The sequence below is a fragment of the Erwinia sp. S43 genome, assembly GCF_016624745.1.
Taxonomy (GTDB): Bacteria; Pseudomonadota; Gammaproteobacteria; order Enterobacterales; family Enterobacteriaceae; genus Erwinia; species Erwinia coffeiphila.
This window is the reverse complement of record NZ_JACVTX010000004.1, coordinates 319,367-340,922: the sequence shown is the minus strand read 5'-3', so window position 1 is coordinate 340,922 and position 21,556 is coordinate 319,367. Positions and strand designations below refer to the sequence as shown.

The window sequence follows — 21,556 nt, the reverse complement described above, 5'->3', positions numbered from 1 at the left end:
CGACTCGCTTAGACGTTGCCGCTATAATGCGGCGTCTATTTTTTCACAGAATGTCTTCGGGACGCTTCTGTTAACAGGGAATGCGGTTCTGGCATCAGAAGCCGTCCCGGTTCTTAGATTCATTCAGTTATCGGTGTTTCCACCGTAGCAGGGTGCATCTGAAGTTGACCGAGCACGTGATTTTTTGAGGTAATAAGATGCAAGCTTCAGTAGAAACAACTCAGGGCCTGGGCCGTCGCGTAACGATTACCGTTCCTAAAGACGTGATCGAAACTGCAGTTAAAAACGAACTGGTTAGCGTAGCTAAGAAAGTACGTATCGACGGTTTCCGTAAAGGTAAAGTGCCGATGACCGTCGTTGCACAGCGTTACGGTGCTTCCGTTCGTCAGGACGTGCTGGGCGATTTGATGCAGCGCAACTTTGTTGATGCGATCATCAAAGAAAAAATCAATCCGGCTGGTGCACCAAACTACGTACCGGGCGAATACAAAATCGGTGAAGACTTCACTTTCTCTGCTGAGTTTGAAGTGTATCCGGAAGTTGAGCTGCAGGGGCTGGAAGCAATCGAAGTTGAAAAACCGGTTGTAGAAGTCACTGACGAAGACGTTGATGCCATGCTGGATACCCTGCGTAAGCAGCAGGCGACCTGGAAAGAAACCGACGCGGCTGCTGGCGCGGAAGATCGCGCAACCATCGATTTCACCGGTTCTGTGGACGGCGAAGAGTTCGAAGGCGGCAAAGCATCTGATTTCGTACTGGCAATGGGCCAGGGTCGTATGATCCCAGGTTTCGAAGAAGGCGTTGTTGGCCATAAAGCCGGTGAAACCTTCACTATCGACGTTAACTTCCCGGAAGATTACCACGCTGAAAACCTGAAAGGTAAAGCAGCGAAGTTTGAAATCGTGCTGAAGAAAGTTGAAGAGCGTGAGCTGCCAGAATTCACCGAAGAGTTCATCAAGCGTTTCGGCGTGGCTGATGGTTCTCTGGCTGGTCTGCGTACCGAAGTACGTAAGAACATGCAGCGTGAACTGAAAGGCGCCGTGCGTAACCGCGTGAAGTCTCAGGCTATCGACGGCCTGGTTGCGGCTAACGACATCGACGTTCCTGCCGCCCTGATCGACGGCGAAATCGACGTGCTGAAGCGTCAGGCTGCACAGCGCTTTGGCGGTAACGAGAAGCAGGCTCTGGAACTGCCTCGTGAACTGTTCGAAGAGCAGGCAAAACGCCGCGTAGTGGTTGGTCTGCTGCTGGGTGAAGTGATTCGTACCCACGAGCTGAAAGCTGACGAAGACCGCGTTAAAGCGCTGATCGAAGAAATGGCTTCTGCTTACGAAGATCCATCAGAAGTTATTGAGTTCTACAGCAAAAACACCGAGCTGATGAACAATATGCGTAACGTTGCGCTGGAAGAGCAGGCTGTTGAAGCCGTGCTGGAAAAAGCGAAAGTGACTGAGAAAGCCACTAACTTCCAGGAACTGATGAACCAGACCGCTCAGGCCTGATTTAACTTTACTGGTTGTTCAACGAAAGCCCGCAGCCATTGGCTGCGGGCTTTTGCTATTTAATGAACTGGAATCGACTGCTTTTGCTGACAATTTGTCTATTTATTCCGCAAATTGTCGCCTGAGCCAATATTCCTGGTTAGCAGTTGATAAAAACGTTGTTATGCTTGAAATAGCGGGGCAATATCCCCAGATTGTTATCACTGGCATACGAGTTCATCAGAGTATGCAACGATGCTATCAGGCCTGTTGAGCGCCCGGGTAGCTTCGGCGGAAAGGACCGGAATCATAGTGTTCCCGATCGCTCTCAAGTAGAATCGCTGCGGAGTGTGGCCAAATGAAATGTATCAGGAGACGATAATGTCATACAGTGGCGAACGTGAATTAACTGCACCTCAGATGGCTTTAGTGCCAATGGTTGTTGAACAGACCTCTCGTGGAGAGCGCTCTTACGACATCTACTCGCGCCTGCTCAAAGAACGCATCATTTTCCTGACCGGTCAGGTTGAAGACCATATGGCTAATCTGATCGTGGCCCAGATGCTGTTCCTGGAAGCAGAGAATCCGGAAAAAGACATTCACCTGTACATTAACTCTCCTGGTGGCGTTATCACTGCCGGGATGTCGATTTATGACACCATGCAGTTTATCAAACCTGACGTCAGCACAATCTGTATGGGACAGGCCTGCTCAATGGGCGCATTCTTGCTGACCGCTGGCGCAAAAGGCAAACGTTACTGCCTGCCAAACTCACGCGTGATGATTCACCAGCCGCTGGGCGGTTTCCAGGGGCAGGCTTCTGACATCGATATTCATGCGCGTGAAATTATCAAAACGAAACAGATGATGAATGAACTGATGGCGAAGCACACCGGCCAGAGCGTGGAAACGATTGAACGTGACACTAACCGCGATCGTTTCCTGTCGGCGGCTGAAGCCGTAGAGTATGGATTAGTTGATTCCGTACTGGCTCAGCGCAACTGATCTGTTTTGCCATGTATCCGTCGCCTCGCAGGCCAGACTTCGTGCTGGCCTGCGGTCGCTGACCCGGTGGGGCAGTGAGTGCGACAATGAGGGGGAGTGAATGACCGATAAACGCAAAGACGGTTCGGGAAAACTGCTGTACTGCTCTTTTTGCGGCAAAAGCCAGCATGAAGTACGCAAGCTGATTGCCGGCCCGTCAGTGTATATCTGCGATGAGTGCGTTGATTTGTGTAACGACATCATTCGCGAAGAGATTAAAGAGGTTGCGCCGCACCGCGAGCGTAACTCGCTGCCCACGCCGCACGAGATCCGCCATCACCTGGACGACTACGTTATCGGTCAGGAGCGGGCGAAGAAGGTGCTGTCGGTGGCGGTTTATAACCACTACAAGCGCCTGCGCAACGGCGACACCAGCAACGGCATCGAGCTGGGTAAAAGTAACATTCTGCTGATCGGCCCGACCGGCAGTGGTAAAACCCTGCTGGCCGAAACGCTGGCGCGCCTGCTGGATGTGCCGTTCACCATGGCGGATGCCACCACGCTGACCGAAGCCGGTTACGTAGGTGAGGATGTGGAAAACATCATCCAGAAGCTGCTGCAGAAATGTGATTACGACGTGCAGAAAGCGCAGCGCGGGATCGTCTACATCGATGAAATCGACAAGATTTCCCGCAAATCGGACAACCCGTCGATTACCCGTGACGTGTCCGGTGAAGGCGTGCAGCAGGCACTGCTGAAGCTGATTGAAGGCACGGTTGCCGCCGTACCGCCGCAGGGTGGCCGTAAGCATCCGCAGCAGGAATTCCTGCAGGTTGATACTTCGAAGATCCTGTTTATCTGCGGCGGCGCGTTTGCCGGCCTGGATAAGGTGATTTCCCAGCGCGTGGATACCGGCTCGGGGATTGGTTTTGGTGCCACGGTAAAAGGTAAAGCGGAAAAAGCGACCGAAGGCCAGCTGCTGGCGCAGGTGGAGCCGGAAGATCTGATTAAGTTCGGTCTTATCCCGGAATTCATCGGTCGTCTGCCGGTGGTGGCAACGCTGACCGAGCTGAGCGAAGATGCGCTGATCCAGATCCTGTGCGAGCCGAAAAATGCGCTGACCAAGCAGTATCAGGCGCTGTTTAACCTCGAAGGTGTGGATCTGGAGTTCCGTGATGAGGCGCTGACGGCGATTGCCAAAAAGGCCCTGTCGCGTAAAACCGGCGCGCGCGGCCTGCGCTCTATCGTTGAAGGCGTGCTGCTGGATACCATGTACGATCTGCCTTCAATGGAAGACGTGGAGAAGGTGGTGGTTGACGCTTCGGTGATCGAAAACAACGGCGAACCTAAACTGATTTACGGTAAACCTGAAGCACAGCAGGCGTCTGGCGAGTAGTATTAACGCTCGCCCGATGGCATAAAAAAATGGCCCGCAGAGAAAACTGTGGGCCATTTTCAATTCAACTCTTCAACCGCGAAATCAGACCTTTAGCTCATCCCACTGGCTGATTACGTGCGTGGCAATACCGTAGTCGATAGCCTGTTCCGGGCTCATCCAGTAGTTGCTGTCGGTGTCTTTTTCAACTTTCTCCAGCGGCTGCCCGGTCGCTTTGCTGATCAGCTTGTTAATGCGCTCACGCGCACGCAGCAGTTCTTTCGCTTCAATTTCAATATCTGAAACTTTACCGCGCACGCCGCCTAGCGGCTGATGGATCATAAAGCGGGTATTTGGCAGCGAGTAGCGGTTATCTTTGTCGGCTGCCAGGAAGATGGTGATCCCGGCGCTGGCTACCCAGCCGGTACCGATCACCACAACTTTAGGCTTCACGAATTTAATCATGTCATGGATGGTGTCGCCTGCTTCCACGTGGCCACCCTGGCTGTTGATAAACAGCTTGATTGGCTCGTCGCCCATCTCCTGCAGGATCAGCAACTGAGCCGTCACTTTCTCGGCCAGTTCCTGATTAATCTCGCCGGAAATGATAATAGAGCGTGACTGCAGCAGCTTGTTCACTGCCAGCGCTGAATTCTTCTCTTCCTGGCCTTTTTCTTCTTTCTTTGGCTCTTGAGGCATGCTTTACACTCCATCGGGATCTGATAAGTCACGAGAGTTTAGCATAATCAAACAGGTAGCTAAATCAACAGTCATTGGGATGAATATTCAGATTTCAAAACAGAGGGATAGTGAATATCAATAACCAAAAATAGCATGCCGGATGTTTTTATGAACAATCCTGGACCAATTCACAATTCCACTGTGGGGCTTGCGCCGTTGCGGAGTTTTACTCCCATTTTAAAGGGGAAATGGGCTATATTAATTGCTGGTACGCGTAAATTTAGACAGCCCACTTCAGGTCTGTTTAGCAAGACATGAGGTTACTGATGACAGACAAACGCAAAGACGGTTCAGGAAAACTGCTGTACTGCTCTTTTTGCGGCAAAAGCCAGCATGAAGTACGCAAGCTGATTGCCGGCCCGTCAGTGTATATCTGCGATGAGTGCGTTGATCTGTGCAACGACATCATTCGCGAAGAGATTAAAGAGGTTGCGCCGCACCGCGAGCGTAACTCGCTGCCCACGCCGCACGAGATCCGCCATCACCTGGACGACTACGTTATCGGTCAGGAGCGGGCGAAGAAGGTGCTGTCGGTGGCGGTTTATAACCACTACAAGCGCCTGCGCAACGGCGACACCAGCAACGGCATTGAGCTGGGCAAAAGTAACATTCTGCTGATCGGCCCGACCGGCAGCGGTAAAACCCTGCTGGCTGAAACGCTGGCGCGCCTGCTGGATGTGCCGTTCACCATGGCGGATGCCACCACGCTGACCGAAGCCGGTTACGTAGGTGAGGATGTGGAAAACATCATCCAGAAGCTGCTGCAGAAATGTGATTACGACGTGCAGAAAGCGCAGCGCGGGATCGTCTACATCGATGAAATCGACAAGATTTCCCGCAAATCGGACAACCCGTCGATTACCCGTGACGTGTCCGGTGAAGGCGTGCAGCAGGCACTGCTGAAGCTGATTGAAGGCACGGTTGCCGCCGTACCGCCGCAGGGTGGCCGTAAGCATCCGCAGCAGGAATTCCTGCAGGTTGATACTTCGAAGATCCTGTTTATCTGCGGCGGCGCGTTTGCCGGCCTGGATAAGGTGATTTCCCAGCGCGTGGATACCGGCTCGGGGATTGGTTTTGGTGCCACGGTAAAAGGTAAAGCGGAAAAAGCGACCGAAGGACAGCTGCTGGCGCAGGTGGAGCCGGAAGATCTGATTAAGTTCGGTCTTATCCCGGAATTCATCGGTCGTCTGCCGGTGGTGGCAACGCTGACCGAGCTGAGCGAAGATGCGCTGATCCAGATCCTGTGCGAGCCGAAAAATGCGCTGACCAAGCAGTATCAGGCGCTGTTTAACCTCGAAGGTGTGGATCTGGAGTTCCGTGATGAGGCGCTGACGGCGATTGCCAAAAAGGCCCTGTCGCGTAAAACCGGCGCGCGCGGCCTGCGCTCTATCGTTGAAGGCGTGCTGCTGGATACCATGTACGATCTGCCTTCAATGGAAGACGTGGAGAAGGTGGTGGTTGACGCTTCGGTGATCGAAAACAACGGCGAACCTAAACTGATTTACGGTAAACCGGAAGCACAGCAGGCGTCTGGCGAATAAATAACCAAATCTTTCCAGTCAGTTAACCGAAAAGGGGGAAAATCTTCCCCCTTTAACATTTCTGGTAACCCCAACGTTGAATCTATTCCATTCATCCCCATATACTCAAATACCTGTGGGTAAACCGCTTCTGTTAAGGATGATGCGGTTCCCCTTACCTGGCGGAAATTAAACTAAGAGAGAGCTCTATGAATCCTGAGCGTTCTGAACGCATTGAAATCCCTGTGTTGCCGTTGCGTGACGTAGTGGTTTATCCGCACATGGTCATTCCGTTGTTTGTTGGTCGTGAAAAATCGATTCGCTGCCTTGAAGCCGCCATGGATCATGACAAAAAGATCATGCTGGTCGCTCAGAAAGAAGCTTCAACGGATGAACCAGGCATTAACGATCTCTTCTCTGTCGGGACCGTCGCCTCCATTTTACAGATGCTGAAACTCCCGGACGGCACGGTGAAAGTGCTGGTAGAGGGTTTACAGCGTGCTCATATCACGACTTTATCCGACAACGGCGACCATTTTGCCGCGCAGGCAGAATACCTTGAGTCTCCGGAGATTGAAGAGCGCGAACAGGAAGTGCTGGTACGCACGGCGATCAATCAGTTTGAAGGTTACATCAAGCTGAATAAAAAGATCCCGCCGGAAGTACTGACTTCGCTGAACAGTATTGATGATGCTGCGCGCCTGGCCGATACCGTCGCGGCGCACATGCCGCTGAAGCTGGCTGACAAACAGTCCGTGCTGGAAATGTCCGACGTGAACGAGCGTCTGGAATATCTGATGGCGATGATGGAGTCGGAAATCGACCTGCTGCAGGTTGAGAAACGCATCCGTAACCGCGTGAAAAAACAGATGGAAAAAAGCCAGCGTGAGTACTATCTGAATGAGCAGATGAAGGCCATTCAGAAAGAGCTGGGCGAGATGGACGATGCGCCTGACGAAAATGAAGCGCTGAAGCGTAAAATTGACGCGGCCAAAATGCCGAAAGAGGCAAAAGACAAAACCGAAGCTGAATTGCAGAAGCTGAAGATGATGTCGCCGATGTCGGCTGAAGCCACCGTCGTTCGTGGCTACATCGACTGGATGGTTCAGGTTCCGTGGAATGCGCGCAGCAAAGTGAAGAAAGACCTGCGCAAAGCGCAGGAAACGCTGGATACCGATCATTTCGGCCTTGAGCGAGTGAAAGACCGCATCCTTGAGTATTTAGCCGTACAGAGCCGCGTCAGCAAAATCAAAGGCCCGATTCTGTGCCTGGTTGGGCCTCCGGGCGTGGGTAAAACCTCGCTGGGGCAGTCAATCGCCAAAGCCACCGGGCGTAAATACGTACGTATGGCTCTGGGCGGCGTGCGTGACGAAGCGGAAATTCGCGGTCACCGTCGTACCTATATCGGTTCGATGCCGGGCAAACTGATCCAGAAAATGGCCAAAGTGGGGGTCAAAAACCCGCTGTTCCTGCTGGATGAGATCGACAAGATGTCCTCGGACATGCGTGGCGATCCGGCCTCTGCGCTGCTGGAAGTGCTCGATCCCGAGCAGAACATTGCCTTTAACGATCACTATCTGGAAGTCGACTACGATCTCTCCGATGTGATGTTTGTGGCAACGTCTAACTCGATGAACATTCCGGCTCCGCTGCTGGACCGTATGGAAGTGATCCGTCTTTCTGGCTACACCGAAGACGAAAAACTGAACATCGCCAAACAGCACCTGCTGCCGAAGCAGATCGAGCGTAACGCGCTGAAGAAAAATGAAATTTCAGTCGATGATAGTGCGATTGTTGGCATCATCCGCTACTACACGCGTGAAGCGGGTGTGCGTAGCCTTGAGCGCGAACTGTCCAAGCTGTGCCGGAAAGCGGTGAAATCGCTGCTGATGGATAAGTCGCTGAAGCGTATTGATATCAATGGCGACAACCTGAAAGATTTCCTTGGCGTACAGCGCTTTGACTACGGCCGTGCCGACAGTGAAAACCGTGTCGGTCAGGTGACCGGTCTGGCGTGGACGGAAGTGGGTGGCGATCTGCTGACCATTGAAACCGCCTGCGTACCGGGTAAAGGCAAGCTGACCTACACCGGTTCTCTCGGTGAAGTGATGCAGGAGTCCATCCAGGCTGCGCTGACCGTGGTGCGTGCGCGTGCGGACAAGCTGGGCATCAACGGTGACTTCTACGAGAAGCGTGACATCCACGTTCACGTTCCTGAAGGGGCTACGCCGAAAGATGGTCCAAGTGCAGGTATTGCCATGTGCACCGCGCTGGTCTCCTGCCTGACGGGTAATCCGGTGCGTGCTGATGTGGCCATGACCGGTGAGATCACGCTGCGTGGCCAGGTGCTGCCGATCGGTGGTCTGAAAGAGAAACTGCTGGCAGCGCATCGCGGCGGGATCAAAACGGTACTTATTCCGGACGAAAACAAGCGCGACCTGGAAGAGATTCCAGACAACGTGATTGCCGATCTTAAGATCTATCCGGTGAAGCGGATCGAAGAAGTTCTTGAGCTGGCCCTGCAAAATGCCCCTTCAGGCATGCAGGTTGTCACCGAAAAATAGTAATTTAAGATAAATCGCCGTAAAACGAGGGCTGGCAGGTGAATTGTTACTTGCCAGCCTTTTTTTGTCCGGCTAATTTAGGATGCTGTTAAGCCAGTCATAGCAACGATTGCCGATGGTAATGGCTCAACAAGTTAGGTTCGCGGTCATAATAAACGACTGCACATACGTTGCTGGCAGGGTGCCAGTCACGGTGTGAAAAATAAAAGAGGGGATGATTAGGTGAACAAGTCACAGTTGATCGACAAAATTGCTGCAAATGCAGATATTTCCAAAGCTGCAGCCGGACGTGTACTGGATGCGTTTATTGCCTCTGTTACTGATTCTCTGCAGTCTGGTGACGAAGTGGCGCTGGTAGGATTCGGCACCTTCTCCGTGCGTGAGCGTTCAGAGCGTACTGGTCGTAACCCACAGACGGGTAAAGAAATTACTATCCCTGCGGGCAAAGTACCGGGCTTCCGTGCCGGTAAAGCGCTGAAAGACGCCGTTAACTAAGCAATATGCTGCCGTTGAAACAGATTTCTTCGGCGGAGTGAGGATCGCCAGGGCGTTCTCATGTAACATACAGGCACATCATCAGACTGATGTGCCTTTTTTTTATGATTCAGTGACATTCGCATAATGCGGTTGTCTACAGGATGTAACTCCCTGGAGTCACTGGAGTTGCAGCAATGCATGGCGTTGCACGTCCTCGGGAACGCGGGACGATAGCGCAAGGTTTTACATTCACACTACAGCGGAGTGTTGTCACACCATGATGGACAATTTACGCGCGGCCTCGAACCATGTCGTGCTCAAAATTATACTGGGTTTGATCATCCTGTCCTTTGTTCTTACCGGCGTGGGCGGATACCTGACGGGCGGCAGTGGTGATTATGCGGCCAAGGTAAATGGTCAGGAAATCAGCCGTGCTCAACTTGAGCGAGCTTTCAGCAACGAGCGTGCACGTCAGCAGCAGATGCTGGGCGAACAATTCTCCGCACTGGCAGGTAACGAAGGTTACATGCAGCAAATGCGTCAGCAGGCGCTTTCGCAGTTGACCGATGAAATTCTGCTGGACCAGTATGCAAAAAATATTGGCCTGGCAATTAGCGACGATCAGATTAAGCAGGCGATCTTCACCCAGCCCGCGTTCCAGACCGACGGCAAGTTTGATAACGCCAAGTATCTGGGCCTGATTGGCAATATGGGCTTTACGGCCGATCAGTATGCGGAAGCGCTGCGTAAGCAGCTGACCACTCAGCAGCTGATTAAGTCCGTGACCGGTACCGACTTTGTTCTGGGCAGCGAAAGTGATGCGCTGGCCGCGTTAATTTCCCAGCAGCGTCTGGTGCGCGAAGTGACGATTAACGTTGGTGAACTGGCGGCAAAACAGACCGTCACCCCTGACGAAATCAATAACTACTACCAGCAGAATAAAAACAGCTTCATGTCTCCTGAGCAGTTCCGCGTAAGCTACATCAAGCTGGATGCGGCAAGCATGCAGGAGCCGGTCAGCGAGAGTGAAATCCAGGGCTGGTATGATGAACATCAGCAGGATTACACCCAGCCGCAGCGCAATCGCTACAGCATCATTCAGACCAAAACCGAAGCGGAAGCGCAGTCGATTCTGGATGCACTGAAGAACGGCGGTGATTTTGCCGCGTTGGCAAAAGAAAAATCAGCTGACCCGATTTCAGCACGCCAGGGCGGCGATATGGGCTGGCTGGAGCCGGATACGACCCCTGATGAGTTGAAAAACTCAGGCCTGAAAGACAAAGGGCAGCTGTCAGGGATCATCAAATCATCAGTTGGCTTTATTATCGCTCGCCTGGATGATATCCAGCCTCAGCAGATTAAAGCCCTGGCCGACGTTCGTGATGAAATTGCGGCAAAAGTGAAGCAGGAAAAAGCCGTCGATGCTTACTATAAGCTACAGCAGAAAGTCAGCGATGCGGCAAGCAACGACACTGAGTCACTGGCGGGAGCTGAAGAGGCGGCCGGCGTTAAAGCGGTGGAAACGGGCTGGTTCAGCCATGATAATCTGCCTGCTGAGCTGAACTTTAAACCGGTTCAGGAAGCGATCTTCAACGGCGGCCTTGTCGGGGATAATGGTGCGCCGGGTCGAAACTCAGACGTCATTACTGTTGATGGCGATCGTGCTTTTGTCCTGCGTATCAGCGAGCACAAGCCGGAAGCCGTTAAGCCGTTGCCAGAGGTGACCGCGCAGATCACCGATACCCTGAAGCAGCAGAAAGCGCAGGCGGCAGCGAAGTCGCAGGCGGATAAACTGTTGGCGGATCTGAAAGCCGGCAAAGGTGATGAGGCGCTGAAAGCGGCGGGTCTGAGCTTTGGTCAAACCCAGACGCTGACGCGTACCGGGCAGGACCCTCTGACGCAGTCAGCCTTTGCGCTGCCGCTGCCTGCAGCGGGTAAAGCATCTTACGGTGTGGGTGAAGATATGCAGGGCAACGTAGTGCTGTTGTCGCTGGATAAGGTACAGACGGGTGAAATGCCGGCTGCACAGAAAACCGCGCTGGTTCAGGGCGTAACGCAGAATAACGCACAGATTGCCTTTGAAGCGCTGATGACTAACCTGCGTAAAGAAGCCAAAATCAAGTACGGTGCTGCTGCACAGGCGCAGTAAGCCTCGCAAAATCACTGCAACTGATTGCAACTCGAAAGGCCGCTTATGCGGCCTTTTCCATTTCTGAAATCTGCCGTTTGCCGCCTGAAAAGCGCTGACGTAGGTTAGTCATGCTGTCAAACACATGGAGGAAAACAGCATGTTTAAATCAACGCTTCAGGCTCTTTCACTGGCATTCGGCATGGCGCTTATGACACCCGCGCTGGCAACCGGCAGCGTGGAGGCACCAAAAGACGTGAAGGCCGAAACCAGAACGGGAGTGAAAACGCCGGTGCCGCAGGGGGCTGGCAAGAGCGATGAGGATGCGGGTAGTCAGGTGAGCATTAACAGTGCCACCGCGCAGGAGCTGGCGGCCACGCTGAACGGCGTGGGTCTTAAAAAAGCGGAATCTATCGTCAGCTATCGTGACAAGTATGGCCCCTTTAGCCAGGTCGATCAGCTGACCGAGGTTCCGGGGATCGGCAAGGCGCTGGTCGAACGTAATTTGACACGAATTAAACTGTGATCCGTTTCGCGAGTCGGGCACGTTGTCTGCAACGCCGATGCTCCGGCTGCTAATCTCTAAGAGGTCATACCAGTTGGTGTGGCCTTTTTTACTCGGAGATCGGAAGCAATGCAGACCACCATCAAAGTTCGTGGCTATCATCTTGATGTTTATCAACACGTCAATAACGCACGCTATCTGGAGTTTCTTGAAGAAGCCCGCTGGGCCTGGCTTGAGGAAACCGAATCCTTTCACTGGATGACGACCAATCATCTGGCGTTTATTGTGGTGAATATCAATATTAACTATCGTCGGCCCGCGGTGCTTGGCGATGCCCTGCTGGTCAGCAGCAAGGTGCAGCAGTTGAACGGCAAAAGCGGCGTGATTGCTCAAACGGTAACGCTACAGCCCGGCGGCGAGGTGGTGGCCGATGCACTGTTAACCTTCGTCTGTATTGACCTGCGCACTCAGAAAGCGCAGCCGATGGAAGGGGAGCTGCGTCAGAGGCTGGAGGCGATGCTGGAGCCGGGTGAATAAAGCGCGATGCTTTTTTTCTCATTCAGCCAAACGGGAAACGGCTTAATGCCACCAACGCTCGTTTTTTCGGATCGTCACGAATGACCGGGAGGGTGCCCGGTCATCATCGCTCCGTGGCTTAAACCAGGCCGGTTTTCGTTTTCATCGCCTGCATCACAGTATCAGCATTGTGCTGATATTCCTGCAAACCGTTAGCGCGCAGATGGCAGGCCGCGCACTCGCCGCAGCCATCGCCCTGGATGCCGTTGTAGCACGTCAGTGTCTGTTCGCGAACCAGTTTAAGCTGCTGCCAGTAGTCGGCCAGCGCCCAGGTTTCCGCCTTGTTCAGCCACATCAGGGGTGTTTCAAAGCGGATATCGCGCGCCATGCCCAGTGATACGGCATGGTTAAGGGCTTTTACAAACTCATCGCGGCAGTCAGGATAGCCCGAGAAATCGGTTTCACACACGCCGGTAATCACCGCTTCGGCTTCCACCTGATAGGCATAAATAGCCGCCAGCGTGAGGAAGAGAATATTGCGCCCCGGTACAAAGGTACTCGGCAGACCGCTACTGGCGGGGTCCCAGTCAGGGACCGGGATGTTATCGCGGGTCAGGCTGCTGACCGCCAGTTCGTTAAGCAGGGTGACATCCAGAACCTTGTGCGCACGAGCACCCAGCGACAGCGACAGCCGCTGAGCAACGTCAATTTCAGCCCGATGCCGCTGGCCATAATCAAAGGTCACGCAGTGGACTTCGTCGTACTGCTTAAGGGCCTGGATCAGGCAGGTTGTTGAATCCTGACCACCGCTGAATACTACGACTGCACGTTTCATACTTACTCTTCCTGATAATGTTCTGCCCGCTATGGTACTGCCTGAATCGATAGAAAGGTAGTTTCACTCAGTCAATGGCTACCGGTGGCGGGAGCCATGCGCGGGAAAAATCAAACCAGCCCCACGCATTAAGCCGTATCCCCTCGACGTCCGGCGGTGCACTAACCTGATAGCGATAGTTAAACAGCGGCGTAATGGCAGCCTGGTGCATCAGTTTTTTAAACACGTCGTGCATTGCATCGTGTCGTCCGGCCCCGTCAGCGTGCTGTTGAAGTTCGTCCAGTGATTTCAACAGCTTCTGCCATTCCGCTTTGCCGATAATCACCGGCCACAGCGGGTCCAGCCTTAGCCAGCTTTCAAGGGTGAATACTGGTGCTTCACCGATCAGGCGATCGCCCATCACCAGGTCGGCCTCCGCCAGCGACGGATAATCCTGCCAGTTTTTCGCCGGGTGAAAGTGCAGGCTGAGGCGGCAGCCCTGTGCTGCCAGCAGTTGCTGAAGCCGGATAGCCATTGCGTGCAGTTCTACCGGCAGATGGTAATGCAGGCTTAACGTCGCAGGGAGTGCCGTTTGCCGATCGGGTTTCCACTGCGGAATATGCCAGCCCGGAAGCATCTCATTACTGGGGGAAATCAACCCTTCTTCCAGCGGTAGCTGTTCGACCAGTCCTGACAGGTGTACCAGTGCCATAATGTGCTGTGCCTGCGCGGCGTTAAGCCCGGCACGTTGTCCAATAGCCAGGTAACAGAACCCCAGGCTGATACGCTGGCTCACGGGCTGTAACTGCGCGAGGTCCTGCTGTGCCCCTATCGCTATCTGCACCGGATGGCGGCAGCTGGTTCCAAGTTCGCGGTCAAAAAGCTGCGGAGCGATCCAGTATTCAACCGCCTGCATGAGAGGATGGACGCCGTGATACCAGCCGTGGCTTTCCAGCCTGACCAGCATTGTCGAGTTGGCGACCAGCCGCCACGGGCCTGTACCGATATCCGGATTGTCGGGATGAGGTAACAGGCAGCATACGCTGGCCAGCCGGTGAGCAAGCCAGTAGTCTGCCTGATGCAGATCGATGCGCAGGCAGAGCGCATGGGCTTGAGATACGCGTTTCACGCTGGCGAGCATTCGCTCTCCGGTCGGGCTGGCGAGAATATTTTGCAGCGTCTGCTGCAGCTGCTGTGCGGTTACCGCTTCGCCGTGGTGCCAGCGTAGCTGGGGTCGCAGGAAGAAAAACCAGCTCAGGCCATCGTCACTAATCTGCCAGTGGTGAGCGAGGTCGGGGATAGCGTCATCACCGGCCAGTCGGCTCAGCCCAGAGAACACCTGCTGGGCCAGATGCTGCTCTGCACGCCCGGCCAGCACCAGGGGCCGCAGCGGGTCCAGCTTGCGGTAATAGGGTATACGCAGCGTCGGCTGATTATTCTGCCATTGGCCGCCAAGAAACGGCTGGAGTAGCTGGCTGAGCTGCTCGGTGGCGAGCGGCACCAGCTGCAGGGCATGCTGCGGCTGCCCTCTGTCCAGCTGTTGCAGCATCATTTCGCTACGCAGTGCTTCAGGCGAGCGTAAAAAGGTCACGGTTCCACGCTTGCCGCGCCCCGAGCGCGCCTCCCAGCCCAGCCATCCCGCCTCTTGCCACTGATTAAGCAGGGTGCGAACGTGGCGTTCGCTACAAAAACAGCAGTTGGCTATTTCGCCCACGCTGGACGATAGCGGCTGGCCTTCGCTGCGCTGCCAAAGCCGCTGATATTGATTTAACCGGTTAATTTCACGCATCAGCCTAAACCCGGAACAGTTTTGTGAAAGTATTCACTATTTGTTCCGCAAATACCAGGTGATACTTGCTGACAGATTAACCACCGTTGCCGGAGTGATTATGGTTCGCCTTGCTGCATTTGATATGGATGGAACGCTGCTGTTACCGACTCATCAGTTTGGGGAGCAAACTTTATCGACCCTGAGATTGCTGCAGGCGCACCCGGTACAGCTTGCTTTTGCTACCGGCCGGCACTTCCTGGAAATGCAGCCGCTGATGCAGCAGCACAATCTGCCTGCCTGGTTAATCAGCGGCAACGGAACCCGTGTTCACGATGCCGAGGGTGGGCTGCTGTTTGGCTCAGATCTGCCACCGTCGGTTGCCCGTCAGGTGATCCACAGCCACTGGCAGACTAAAGCAAGTCTGCACGTTTTCAACGATGACGGCTGGTTTACCCAATTTGATGAGCCTGAAATTTTAGATGCGCATCAGCTGAGCGGCTTTAGCTACCATATTGCCGATCCACGTACGCTGGCGGAGCATCAGGTCACTAAAATTTGTTTTCTCGGCGAGCATGATGATCTGTGCCAGCTGCTGATTCAGCTGCGTGAGGTGCTGGGAGACAGCGCTCATCTCTGCTTCTCGGCCAGCCACTGCCTGGAGGTGTTACCACTGGGTTGTAATAAGGGATCGGCGCTGACTCAGCTTACAAAGCATCTGGAGATAGAAATGGCAACCTGCATGGCCTTTGGCGATGCGATGAACGATCTGGAAATGCTGAATCAGGTTGGGTATGGCTTTGTCATGCAAAATGCCATGGCGCAGCTGAAAGCGCAGCTACCGCATTTACCGGTTATTGGAAATTGCGCGACGCAGGGAGTGTCGCATTACCTCAACCACTGGCTTAACACACCACATCTCGACTATTCCCCCGAATACTGAGACCCGTTTTCCAGTGTGCCGGACAAGATGTCCGGCTTTTTTATTTGTATTCAGCGTTGTATTGCTGCGGGCACAACCACTTTGCGTTTCTGTGCCGCGCCGCGATACAGCGTCAGTAAAATCCCCAACAGGAACGGCAGCAGCAGCAGTAAGGATTCGCGACTGATACTGCTGCCGTTAAGCCCGTTTTCCAGTGCGATGGCGATCAGCGGAAAGACCAGAAATACCAGCGAGGCCTGGAAAGGTCGCGCGACCTGTTGCAGCGCGAAGTAGCACAGTATCCCGCCGACACCCGCGACTAATCCCAGATAAGCAATAGCCATCAGCGCCTCAGGGGCAAACGCGTGAAAATCCGGTGATTCGCTAAGGCCGGTCAGCGTTAACAGCACTCCGGCACCCAGGCAGGGAAGAGCGTTGTAGCTCAGAACGGAAATCCCGGCGCAGCGTTTTTTACACTGAACATACATCAGTGCGTGGATCAGCACCGCCGCTACCAGCGCCAGAATACCCTTCATCTGGCTGACCCCATTGGCCTGGGTTTCATGCCACAGAATGGTACTGAGTGCACCAAGACTGATTGCCAATCCCAGCAGCTGCTGAAGTGATGTTTTTTCCCGCAGAAACAGCAGCGATGCTGCCAGCACCGCCGCAGGCATGGTGGCGAAAATAATCGCCGCCAGGCTGGAAGAGGTGTAACGCTCACCGTAGATCATCAGCGTAAAGGGAATGGCAAAGTAGAACAGCATAACGCAGAGCTGGAAACCGCGCTGACCTGCGGGGAACAGCAGCGGAGCGCGGCGATAGCGTGCCAGCAGCAAAAGTAGCGGGGCAGCACACAAAAAACGCAGCCCGGTAGCAAAAACAGGGGGAACCGTGGCAACGGCAATTTTCATCGCCATCCATGTCGTCCCCCATGTCAGGGCTACTGCGCCAAAAAGCCCGGCAATAAGCAGGTTACGGTAAATATTCTTGTTCATCGTCATCATCCCTGAAATGGTCTGGAGTGGATTCAGATTAACTAAACCATCGGGGAAAAGGTTGCTATAATCATGCTGCTCACCAGACCAATGAGAGAAAATTTTGCTACAAAATCCGCTTGATAAAAAAGACCGCATGCTGCTTAACCTGTTACAGCAGGACTGCATGCTCTCACTGCAGGCCCTGGCCGATGCGGTCAGCCTGACCACCACGCCCTGTTGGAAGCGCTTGAAAAGGCTTGAGGATGAGGGCTATATTCGCGGCCGGGTGGCGCTACTTGACGGTGAAAAGCTGGGCCTGGGGCTGACGGCGTTTGTGCTGATAAAAACCCAGCAGCACAGCAGCAGCTGGTTTCAGCAGTTTGTAACGTTAGTGCAGGGAATGCCTGAAGTGATGGGTTTTTATCGTATGGCAGGAGAATATGATTACCTGTTGAAGGTGCAGGTAGCCGATATGAAAAGCTACGATGGTTTTTACAAACGGCTGGTCAACGGTATTCCAGGCCTGATCGATGTCACTTCGAGTTTTGCCATGGAAGAGATAAAATACACCACCGCTTTGCCGGTTGCCCCCTGAACGGCAGCCGTCTTCTTTTCGGTCGATAATCAGGATATTTTGTGCGACTTTTCAGCCAGCTAAGTTGGTATTTCCTTCGTGAATGGCGGCGCTACGTGGGCGCCGTTCTGTTGCTCATCGTCATTGCGCTGCTGCAGCTGCTGCCGCCTCATATCGTTGGCACCATTGTTGACGGCGTTAGCCAGCAGCAGATGAGCCATCAGCGGCTGCTGGTGTGGGTGGGAGTCATGTTGCTTACTGCCGTGGTGGTCTACCTGCTGCGTTACGTCTGGCGCGTGCTGCTGTTTGGTGCCTCCTATCAGCTGGCGGTGGAGCTGCGTGAAGATTTCTATCGTCAGCTCAGTCGTCAGCATCCTGAATTCTATTTACGCCATCGCACCGGTGATCTGATTGCCCGCGCCACTAACGATGTTGACCGCGTGGTCTTTGCTGCCGGTGAGGGCGTGTTGACCCTGGTGGATTCACTGGTAATGGGCTGCGCCGTGCTGATTGTGATGAGCACGCAGATCAGCTGGGAGCTGACGCTGCTGGCGCTGCTGCCGATGCCGGTAATGGCACTGGTGATTAAACGCTACGGCGATCAGCTGCATAACCGCTTTAAGCTGGCGCAGGCAGCCTTCTCCTCGTTAAACGATCAGACCCAGGAAAGCCTGACCAGCATTCGGATGATCAAAGCTTTTGGCCTGGAAGATCGCCAGTCGGCGCAGTTTGCCGACATTGCCCGTGATACCGGAGAAAAAAATCTGCGCGTTGCCCGGGTTGATGCCCGCTTTGATCCGACAATTTACGTGGCGATTGGCCTGTCGAATCTGCTGGCGATCGGCGGCGGTAGCTGGATGGTCTGGCACGGCGAGATAAGCCTCGGCCAACTGACCAGCTTTGTGATGTACCTCGGCCTGATGATCTGGCCAATGCTGGCGCTGGCGTGGATGTTTAACATTGTTGAACGCGGTAGCGCCGCATGGAGCCGCATCAAGGCGCTGCTGTCAGAGGCACCGACAGTCACCGATGGAACAACAGTTCTGCCGGAAGGGCGCGCGGAGTTGCGGGTAGCGATCGACGAGTTCCGCTATCCGGCCGCCGCTCAGCCCGCGTTGTCGGAAATTCATCTTAGTCTGGCTCCGGGACAGATGCTGGGGCTGTGTGGCCCGACCGGTTCCGGTAAAAGCACGGTGCTCGGCCTGATCCAGCGTCATTTTGATATCGATCGCGGGGATATCCGCTACCACGGTATTCCACTGACGGAACTGCAGCTGGACAGCTGGCGCAGTCGCCTGGCGGTGGTCAGTCAGACGCCGTTCCTGTTCTCGGACACTATTGCCAACAACATTGCACTCGGCAATCCGGGAGCGACTCAGGATGAAATCGAGCGGGCGGCAATGCTGGCTTCGGTTCACGATGACATTATACGCCTGCCAGCAGGCTATGAGACTGAAGTCGGGGAGCGCGGGGTAATGCTGTCCGGCGGGCAAAAGCAGCGTATTTCTATTGCCCGTGCGCTGCTGCTCAATGCCGAAATTTTGGTACTGGATGACGCGCTGTCGGCTGTCGATGGTCGTACCGAACATCAGATCCTGCACAATCTGCGCAGCTGGGGTGAAGGGCGCACCATCATCATCAGTGCACACCGACTCTCTGCCCTGACCGAAGCCAGTGAGATTCTGGTATTACAGCATGGCAAAATCGCCCAGCGCGGCAGCCATGAACAGCTGGCCGCTGCCAGCGGATGGTATCGTGATATGTATCGCTATCAGCAGCTGGAAGCCGCGCTGGACGAAGATGAATCAGAGCAGGGGGTGCCGCATGGCGAATGAAAACCGGCGGCTGTGGCCAACGCTTAAACGGCTGCTTTCCTATGGATCGCCGTGGCGGAAATCGCTGAGTCTGGCGGTGCTGATGCTGTGGGTGGCCGCAGCGGCGGAAGTGCTGGGACCGGTGCTGATTAGTTACTTTATTGACAATATGGTGGCGAAACACCATATGCCGCTGGGCCTGGCTGCAGGTCTGGTAACCAGCTTCCTGCTGCTGCAGCTACTGGCTGCGGCGTTGCATTACTGGCAGTCACTGCTGTTTAACCAGGCTGCGGTTGGCGTGGTGCAGCGCCTGCGTACCGACGTAATGGATGCCGCGCTGCGTCAGCCGCTCAGCGCGTTTGATACCCAGCCGGTCGGGCAAATCATATCCCGTGTCACCAACGATACCGAAGTCGTACGCGATTTGTACGTTACCGTGGCGGCGACCGTTTTGCGTAGCGCGGCGCTGGTGGGGGCAATGCTGGTGGCGATGTTCAGCCTCGACTGGCGCATGGCGCTGATTGCAATCGCAATTTTCCCGGCTGTGCTGATCGTTATGCTGATTTATCAACGCTACAGCACGCCAATTGTTCGCCGGGTGCGCAGCTATCTGGCAGACATCAACAACGGTTTTAATGAAGCGATCAACGGCATGAGCGTTATCCAGCAGTTCCGCCAGCAGGCGCGGTTTGGTGAGCGTATGGGGGCCGCCAGCCGCTCGCATTATCTGGCGAGGATGCAGACGCTGCGGCTGGATGGATTTCTGCTGCGGCCATTGCTCAGCCTGTTTTCCGCGATGATCCTGTGTGGCCTGATGCTGCTGTTTGGCTTTTCGTCGGTGGGGGCAATTGAGGTCGGGGTACTTTACGCCTTTATTAATTACCTTGGTCGCCTTAATGAACCGCTTATCGAGCTGACGACTCAACAGTCGATGCTGCAGCAGGCAGTGGTGGCCGGTGAGCGCATCTTCGAACTGATGGATGCGCCGCGTCAGCCCTATGGCGACGATCCGCAGCCGCTGTCCAGCGGCAGCATTGCTATTCGCGACCTGACTTTTTCCTATCGTACCGGTAAGCCGGTGCTGACCGATATCAACCTGGAAGTCGCCCCGCGTGATTTCGTTGCGCTGGTTGGCCATACGGGGAGCGGTAAAAGCACGCTGGCTAATTTACTGATGGGCTATTATCCGCTCAGTAAAGGTGAAATCCTGCTGGATGGCCGCCCGCTGGAGTCACTCAGTCATGCGTCGCTGCGGCAGAGTGTGGCGATGGTACAACAGGACCCGGTCGTGCTGGCGGATACCTTCTTTGCTAACGTTACTCTGGGGCGGGATATCAGCGAACAGGCGGTCTGGCAGGCGCTGGAAACCGTGCAGCTGGCTTCGCTGGCGCGAAGTATGAGCGACGGGATTTACACCCGACTGGGCGAGCAGGGAAACAACCTTTCCGTTGGGCAAAAACAGCTGCTGGCGATGGCGCGGGTGCTGGTGGCAACGCCGAAGATCCTGATCCTGGATGAAGCCACCGCCAATATTGACTCGGGTACAGAGCAGGCGATTCAAAAGGCACTGCGTGCTATACGCCAGCAAACCACGCTGGTCGTCATTGCCCATCGGCTTTCCACTATCACCGAGGCGGATACGATCCTTGTACTGCACCGTGGGCAGGCAGTGGAACGCGGTAATCATCAACAGCTGCTGGCAGCCCAGGGACGCTACTGGCAAATGTACCAGCTACAGCTGGCGGGTGAAGAGCTGGCTGCCGCAGAGAGCGAATCTTAACTGGTCAGGCGCTGCACCATATTCAGGCGAAAAAATAACCATTGCCCTGACTTAATGCACCGAATCCACGCAAAACGCACCGTTAAGGTGCGTTTTTTCTATACTCCTCTTACAGGCTTTCTGTTCGCGGTATCCCATCCCAGGCTGCGCTCCAGATCCGCACTGACTAATCACCTGAAAACTGCCTGTTTTTCATTTCTGGCACAGCCTTTGCTTTAGTAAATCCGTGTTCGTGAAACAACCGTATTCAATACTGGAGGGGATCGTATGAAGCTGGTTACCGTGGTAATCAAACCGTTCAAACTGGAAGACGTGCGTGAAGCGCTGTCATCTATCGGCATTCAGGGTCTGACCGTGACAGAAGTTAAAGGTTTTGGCAGACAAAAAGGGCATGCAGAACTTTATCGCGGAGCTGAGTACAGCGTTAACTTCCTGCCAAAAGTAAAAATTGATATTGCGATTGCAGATGACCAGATTGATGAAGTGGTTGATGTGATTAGCAAAGCTGCCTACACCGGCAAAATTGGTGACGGGAAAATCTTTGTTGCAGAACTGCAGCGGGTGATCCGTATTCGCACCGGCGAAACTGACGAAGCAGCACTGTAATTCGGGG

Annotated in this window: 18 protein-coding genes; 14 read left to right on the top strand and 4 right to left on the bottom strand. The window is 54.3% G+C overall.

The window, feature by feature from the left end; translation table 11 throughout:
* Positions 1-197 precede the first annotated feature (197 nt).
* The 3 genes from tig (at position 198) to clpX (IBT47_RS07870) (ending at position 3,861) form a co-directional block, all read left to right on the top strand.
* The gene (tig, locus tag IBT47_RS07880) at positions 198-1,502 is read left to right on the top strand and encodes a trigger factor (protein WP_105590798.1); all 1,305 of its coding nucleotides are present in this window, start codon (positions 198-200) and stop codon (positions 1,500-1,502) included.
* A 360-nt stretch (positions 1,503-1,862) separates the two neighbouring features.
* Positions 1,863-2,486 carry an ATP-dependent Clp endopeptidase proteolytic subunit ClpP gene (gene clpP, locus IBT47_RS07875; protein ID WP_105590799.1) on the top strand — a complete coding sequence of 208 codons (624 nt, stop codon included), beginning with the start codon at positions 1,863-1,865 and terminating at the stop codon, positions 2,484-2,486.
* 100 nt (positions 2,487-2,586) lie between these two features.
* Entirely contained in the window at positions 2,587-3,861 is a 1,275-nt protein-coding gene (clpX, locus tag IBT47_RS07870; protein ID WP_105590800.1) for an ATP-dependent protease ATP-binding subunit ClpX, read from the top strand.
* Between the two features lie 84 nt (positions 3,862-3,945).
* Here the strand turns inward: clpX (IBT47_RS07870) and IBT47_RS07865 are convergent, their stop codons facing one another.
* Positions 3,946-4,539 carry an ATP-dependent Clp protease proteolytic subunit gene (locus tag IBT47_RS07865; protein ID WP_105590801.1) on the bottom strand — a complete coding sequence of 198 codons (594 nt, stop codon included), beginning with the start codon at positions 4,537-4,539 and terminating at the stop codon, positions 3,946-3,948.
* A 308-nt stretch (positions 4,540-4,847) separates the two neighbouring features.
* Here IBT47_RS07865 and clpX (IBT47_RS07860) point away from each other — a divergent pair, with 308 nt between their 5' ends.
* The 6 genes from clpX (IBT47_RS07860) (at position 4,848) to IBT47_RS07835 (ending at position 12,312) form a co-directional block, all read left to right on the top strand.
* A complete protein-coding gene (clpX, locus tag IBT47_RS07860) occupies positions 4,848-6,122 on the top strand; it encodes an ATP-dependent protease ATP-binding subunit ClpX (protein ID WP_105590800.1) in 1,275 nt (424 codons plus the stop codon).
* A 188-nt stretch (positions 6,123-6,310) separates the two neighbouring features.
* Positions 6,311-8,665, top strand: a complete 2,355-nt coding sequence (gene lon, locus IBT47_RS07855; RefSeq protein ID WP_200545366.1) for an endopeptidase La — start codon at positions 6,311-6,313, stop codon at positions 8,663-8,665.
* A 222-nt stretch (positions 8,666-8,887) separates the two neighbouring features.
* Positions 8,888-9,160 carry a nucleoid-associated protein HU-beta gene (gene hupB / locus IBT47_RS07850; RefSeq protein ID WP_105590803.1) on the top strand — a complete coding sequence of 91 codons (273 nt, stop codon included), beginning with the start codon at positions 8,888-8,890 and terminating at the stop codon, positions 9,158-9,160.
* A 259-nt stretch (positions 9,161-9,419) separates the two neighbouring features.
* Positions 9,420-11,291 carry a peptidylprolyl isomerase gene (ppiD, locus tag IBT47_RS07845; RefSeq protein ID WP_200560025.1) on the top strand — a complete coding sequence of 624 codons (1,872 nt, stop codon included), beginning with the start codon at positions 9,420-9,422 and terminating at the stop codon, positions 11,289-11,291.
* A 139-nt stretch (positions 11,292-11,430) separates the two neighbouring features.
* Positions 11,431-11,796: a helix-hairpin-helix domain-containing protein gene (locus IBT47_RS07840; protein ID WP_200560024.1), complete on the top strand. Its 366-nt coding sequence runs from the start codon at positions 11,431-11,433 to the stop codon at positions 11,794-11,796.
* Positions 11,797-11,904: 108 nt separating this feature from the next.
* Positions 11,905-12,312 carry a thioesterase family protein gene (locus IBT47_RS07835; RefSeq protein ID WP_200560023.1) on the top strand — a complete coding sequence of 136 codons (408 nt, stop codon included), beginning with the start codon at positions 11,905-11,907 and terminating at the stop codon, positions 12,310-12,312.
* A gap of 118 nt (positions 12,313-12,430) precedes the next feature.
* On the opposite strand, the gene queC is transcribed toward IBT47_RS07835, so the two are convergent.
* Both queC and IBT47_RS07825 read right to left on the bottom strand, forming a co-directional pair.
* A complete protein-coding gene (queC, locus tag IBT47_RS07830) occupies positions 12,431-13,126 on the bottom strand; it encodes a 7-cyano-7-deazaguanine synthase QueC (RefSeq protein WP_200545370.1) in 696 nt (231 codons plus the stop codon).
* Positions 13,127-13,193: 67 nt separating this feature from the next.
* Entirely contained in the window at positions 13,194-14,894 is a 1,701-nt protein-coding gene (locus IBT47_RS07825) for an SgrR family transcriptional regulator (protein WP_200560022.1), read from the bottom strand.
* 100 nt (positions 14,895-14,994) lie between these two features.
* On the opposite strand from IBT47_RS07825, the gene cof reads away from it, so the two are divergent.
* Positions 14,995-15,816 carry an HMP-PP phosphatase gene (gene cof / locus IBT47_RS07820; RefSeq protein WP_200560021.1) on the top strand — a complete coding sequence of 274 codons (822 nt, stop codon included), beginning with the start codon at positions 14,995-14,997 and terminating at the stop codon, positions 15,814-15,816.
* A 50-nt stretch (positions 15,817-15,866) separates the two neighbouring features.
* On the opposite strand, the gene IBT47_RS07815 is transcribed toward cof, so the two are convergent.
* Entirely contained in the window at positions 15,867-16,802 is a 936-nt protein-coding gene (locus tag IBT47_RS07815) for a DMT family transporter (RefSeq protein ID WP_370569865.1), read from the bottom strand.
* A 94-nt stretch (positions 16,803-16,896) separates the two neighbouring features.
* Between IBT47_RS07815 and IBT47_RS07810 the strand changes: the two genes are divergently transcribed.
* From IBT47_RS07810 to glnK, 4 genes are all read left to right on the top strand, one after another.
* Positions 16,897-17,370 (top strand): Lrp/AsnC family transcriptional regulator, encoded by a 474-nt coding sequence (locus tag IBT47_RS07810; RefSeq protein WP_200560019.1) that lies wholly within the window; start codon positions 16,897-16,899, stop codon positions 17,368-17,370.
* 41 nt (positions 17,371-17,411) lie between these two features.
* Positions 17,412-19,184: a SmdA family multidrug ABC transporter permease/ATP-binding protein gene (locus IBT47_RS07805; RefSeq protein ID WP_200560018.1), complete on the top strand. Its 1,773-nt coding sequence runs from the start codon at positions 17,412-17,414 to the stop codon at positions 19,182-19,184.
* Positions 19,174-20,943, top strand: coding sequence for a SmdB family multidrug efflux ABC transporter permease/ATP-binding protein (locus IBT47_RS07800; protein ID WP_200560017.1), 1,770 nt, complete (start codon positions 19,174-19,176; stop codon positions 20,941-20,943). The genes IBT47_RS07805 and IBT47_RS07800 overlap by 11 nt, the downstream gene beginning before the upstream one ends.
* Positions 20,944-21,210: 267 nt before the next feature.
* Positions 21,211-21,549, top strand: a complete 339-nt coding sequence (glnK, locus tag IBT47_RS07795) for a P-II family nitrogen regulator (protein ID WP_105590813.1) — start codon at positions 21,211-21,213, stop codon at positions 21,547-21,549.
* The last annotated feature ends 7 nt before the right edge of the window (positions 21,550-21,556 follow it).

Excerpts from the sequence above, each read along its gene's own strand:
- tig (WP_105590798.1), top strand. The coding sequence starts at position 198 with ATGCAAGCTTCAGTAGAAACAACTCAGGGCCTGGGCCGTCGCGTAACG.
- clpP (WP_105590799.1), top strand. The coding sequence starts at position 1,863 with ATGTCATACAGTGGCGAACGTGAATTAACTGCACCTCAGATGGCTTTA.
- clpX (WP_105590800.1), top strand. The coding sequence starts at position 2,587 with ATGACCGATAAACGCAAAGACGGTTCGGGAAAACTGCTGTACTGCTCT.
- IBT47_RS07865 (WP_105590801.1), bottom strand. The coding sequence starts at position 4,539 with ATGCCTCAAGAGCCAAAGAAAGAAGAAAAAGGCCAGGAAGAGAAGAAT.
- clpX (WP_105590800.1), top strand. The coding sequence starts at position 4,848 with ATGACAGACAAACGCAAAGACGGTTCAGGAAAACTGCTGTACTGCTCT.
- lon (WP_200545366.1), top strand. The coding sequence starts at position 6,311 with ATGAATCCTGAGCGTTCTGAACGCATTGAAATCCCTGTGTTGCCGTTG.
- ppiD (WP_200560025.1), top strand. The coding sequence starts at position 9,420 with ATGATGGACAATTTACGCGCGGCCTCGAACCATGTCGTGCTCAAAATT.
- IBT47_RS07840 (WP_200560024.1), top strand. The coding sequence starts at position 11,431 with ATGTTTAAATCAACGCTTCAGGCTCTTTCACTGGCATTCGGCATGGCG.
- IBT47_RS07835 (WP_200560023.1), top strand. The coding sequence starts at position 11,905 with ATGCAGACCACCATCAAAGTTCGTGGCTATCATCTTGATGTTTATCAA.
- queC (WP_200545370.1), bottom strand. The coding sequence starts at position 13,126 with ATGAAACGTGCAGTCGTAGTATTCAGCGGTGGTCAGGATTCAACAACC.
- IBT47_RS07825 (WP_200560022.1), bottom strand. The coding sequence starts at position 14,894 with ATGCGTGAAATTAACCGGTTAAATCAATATCAGCGGCTTTGGCAGCGC.
- cof (WP_200560021.1), top strand. The coding sequence starts at position 14,995 with ATGGTTCGCCTTGCTGCATTTGATATGGATGGAACGCTGCTGTTACCG.
- IBT47_RS07815 (WP_370569865.1), bottom strand. The coding sequence starts at position 16,802 with ATGATGACGATGAACAAGAATATTTACCGTAACCTGCTTATTGCCGGG.
- IBT47_RS07800 (WP_200560017.1), top strand. The coding sequence starts at position 19,174 with ATGGCGAATGAAAACCGGCGGCTGTGGCCAACGCTTAAACGGCTGCTT.
- glnK (WP_105590813.1), top strand. The coding sequence starts at position 21,211 with ATGAAGCTGGTTACCGTGGTAATCAAACCGTTCAAACTGGAAGACGTG.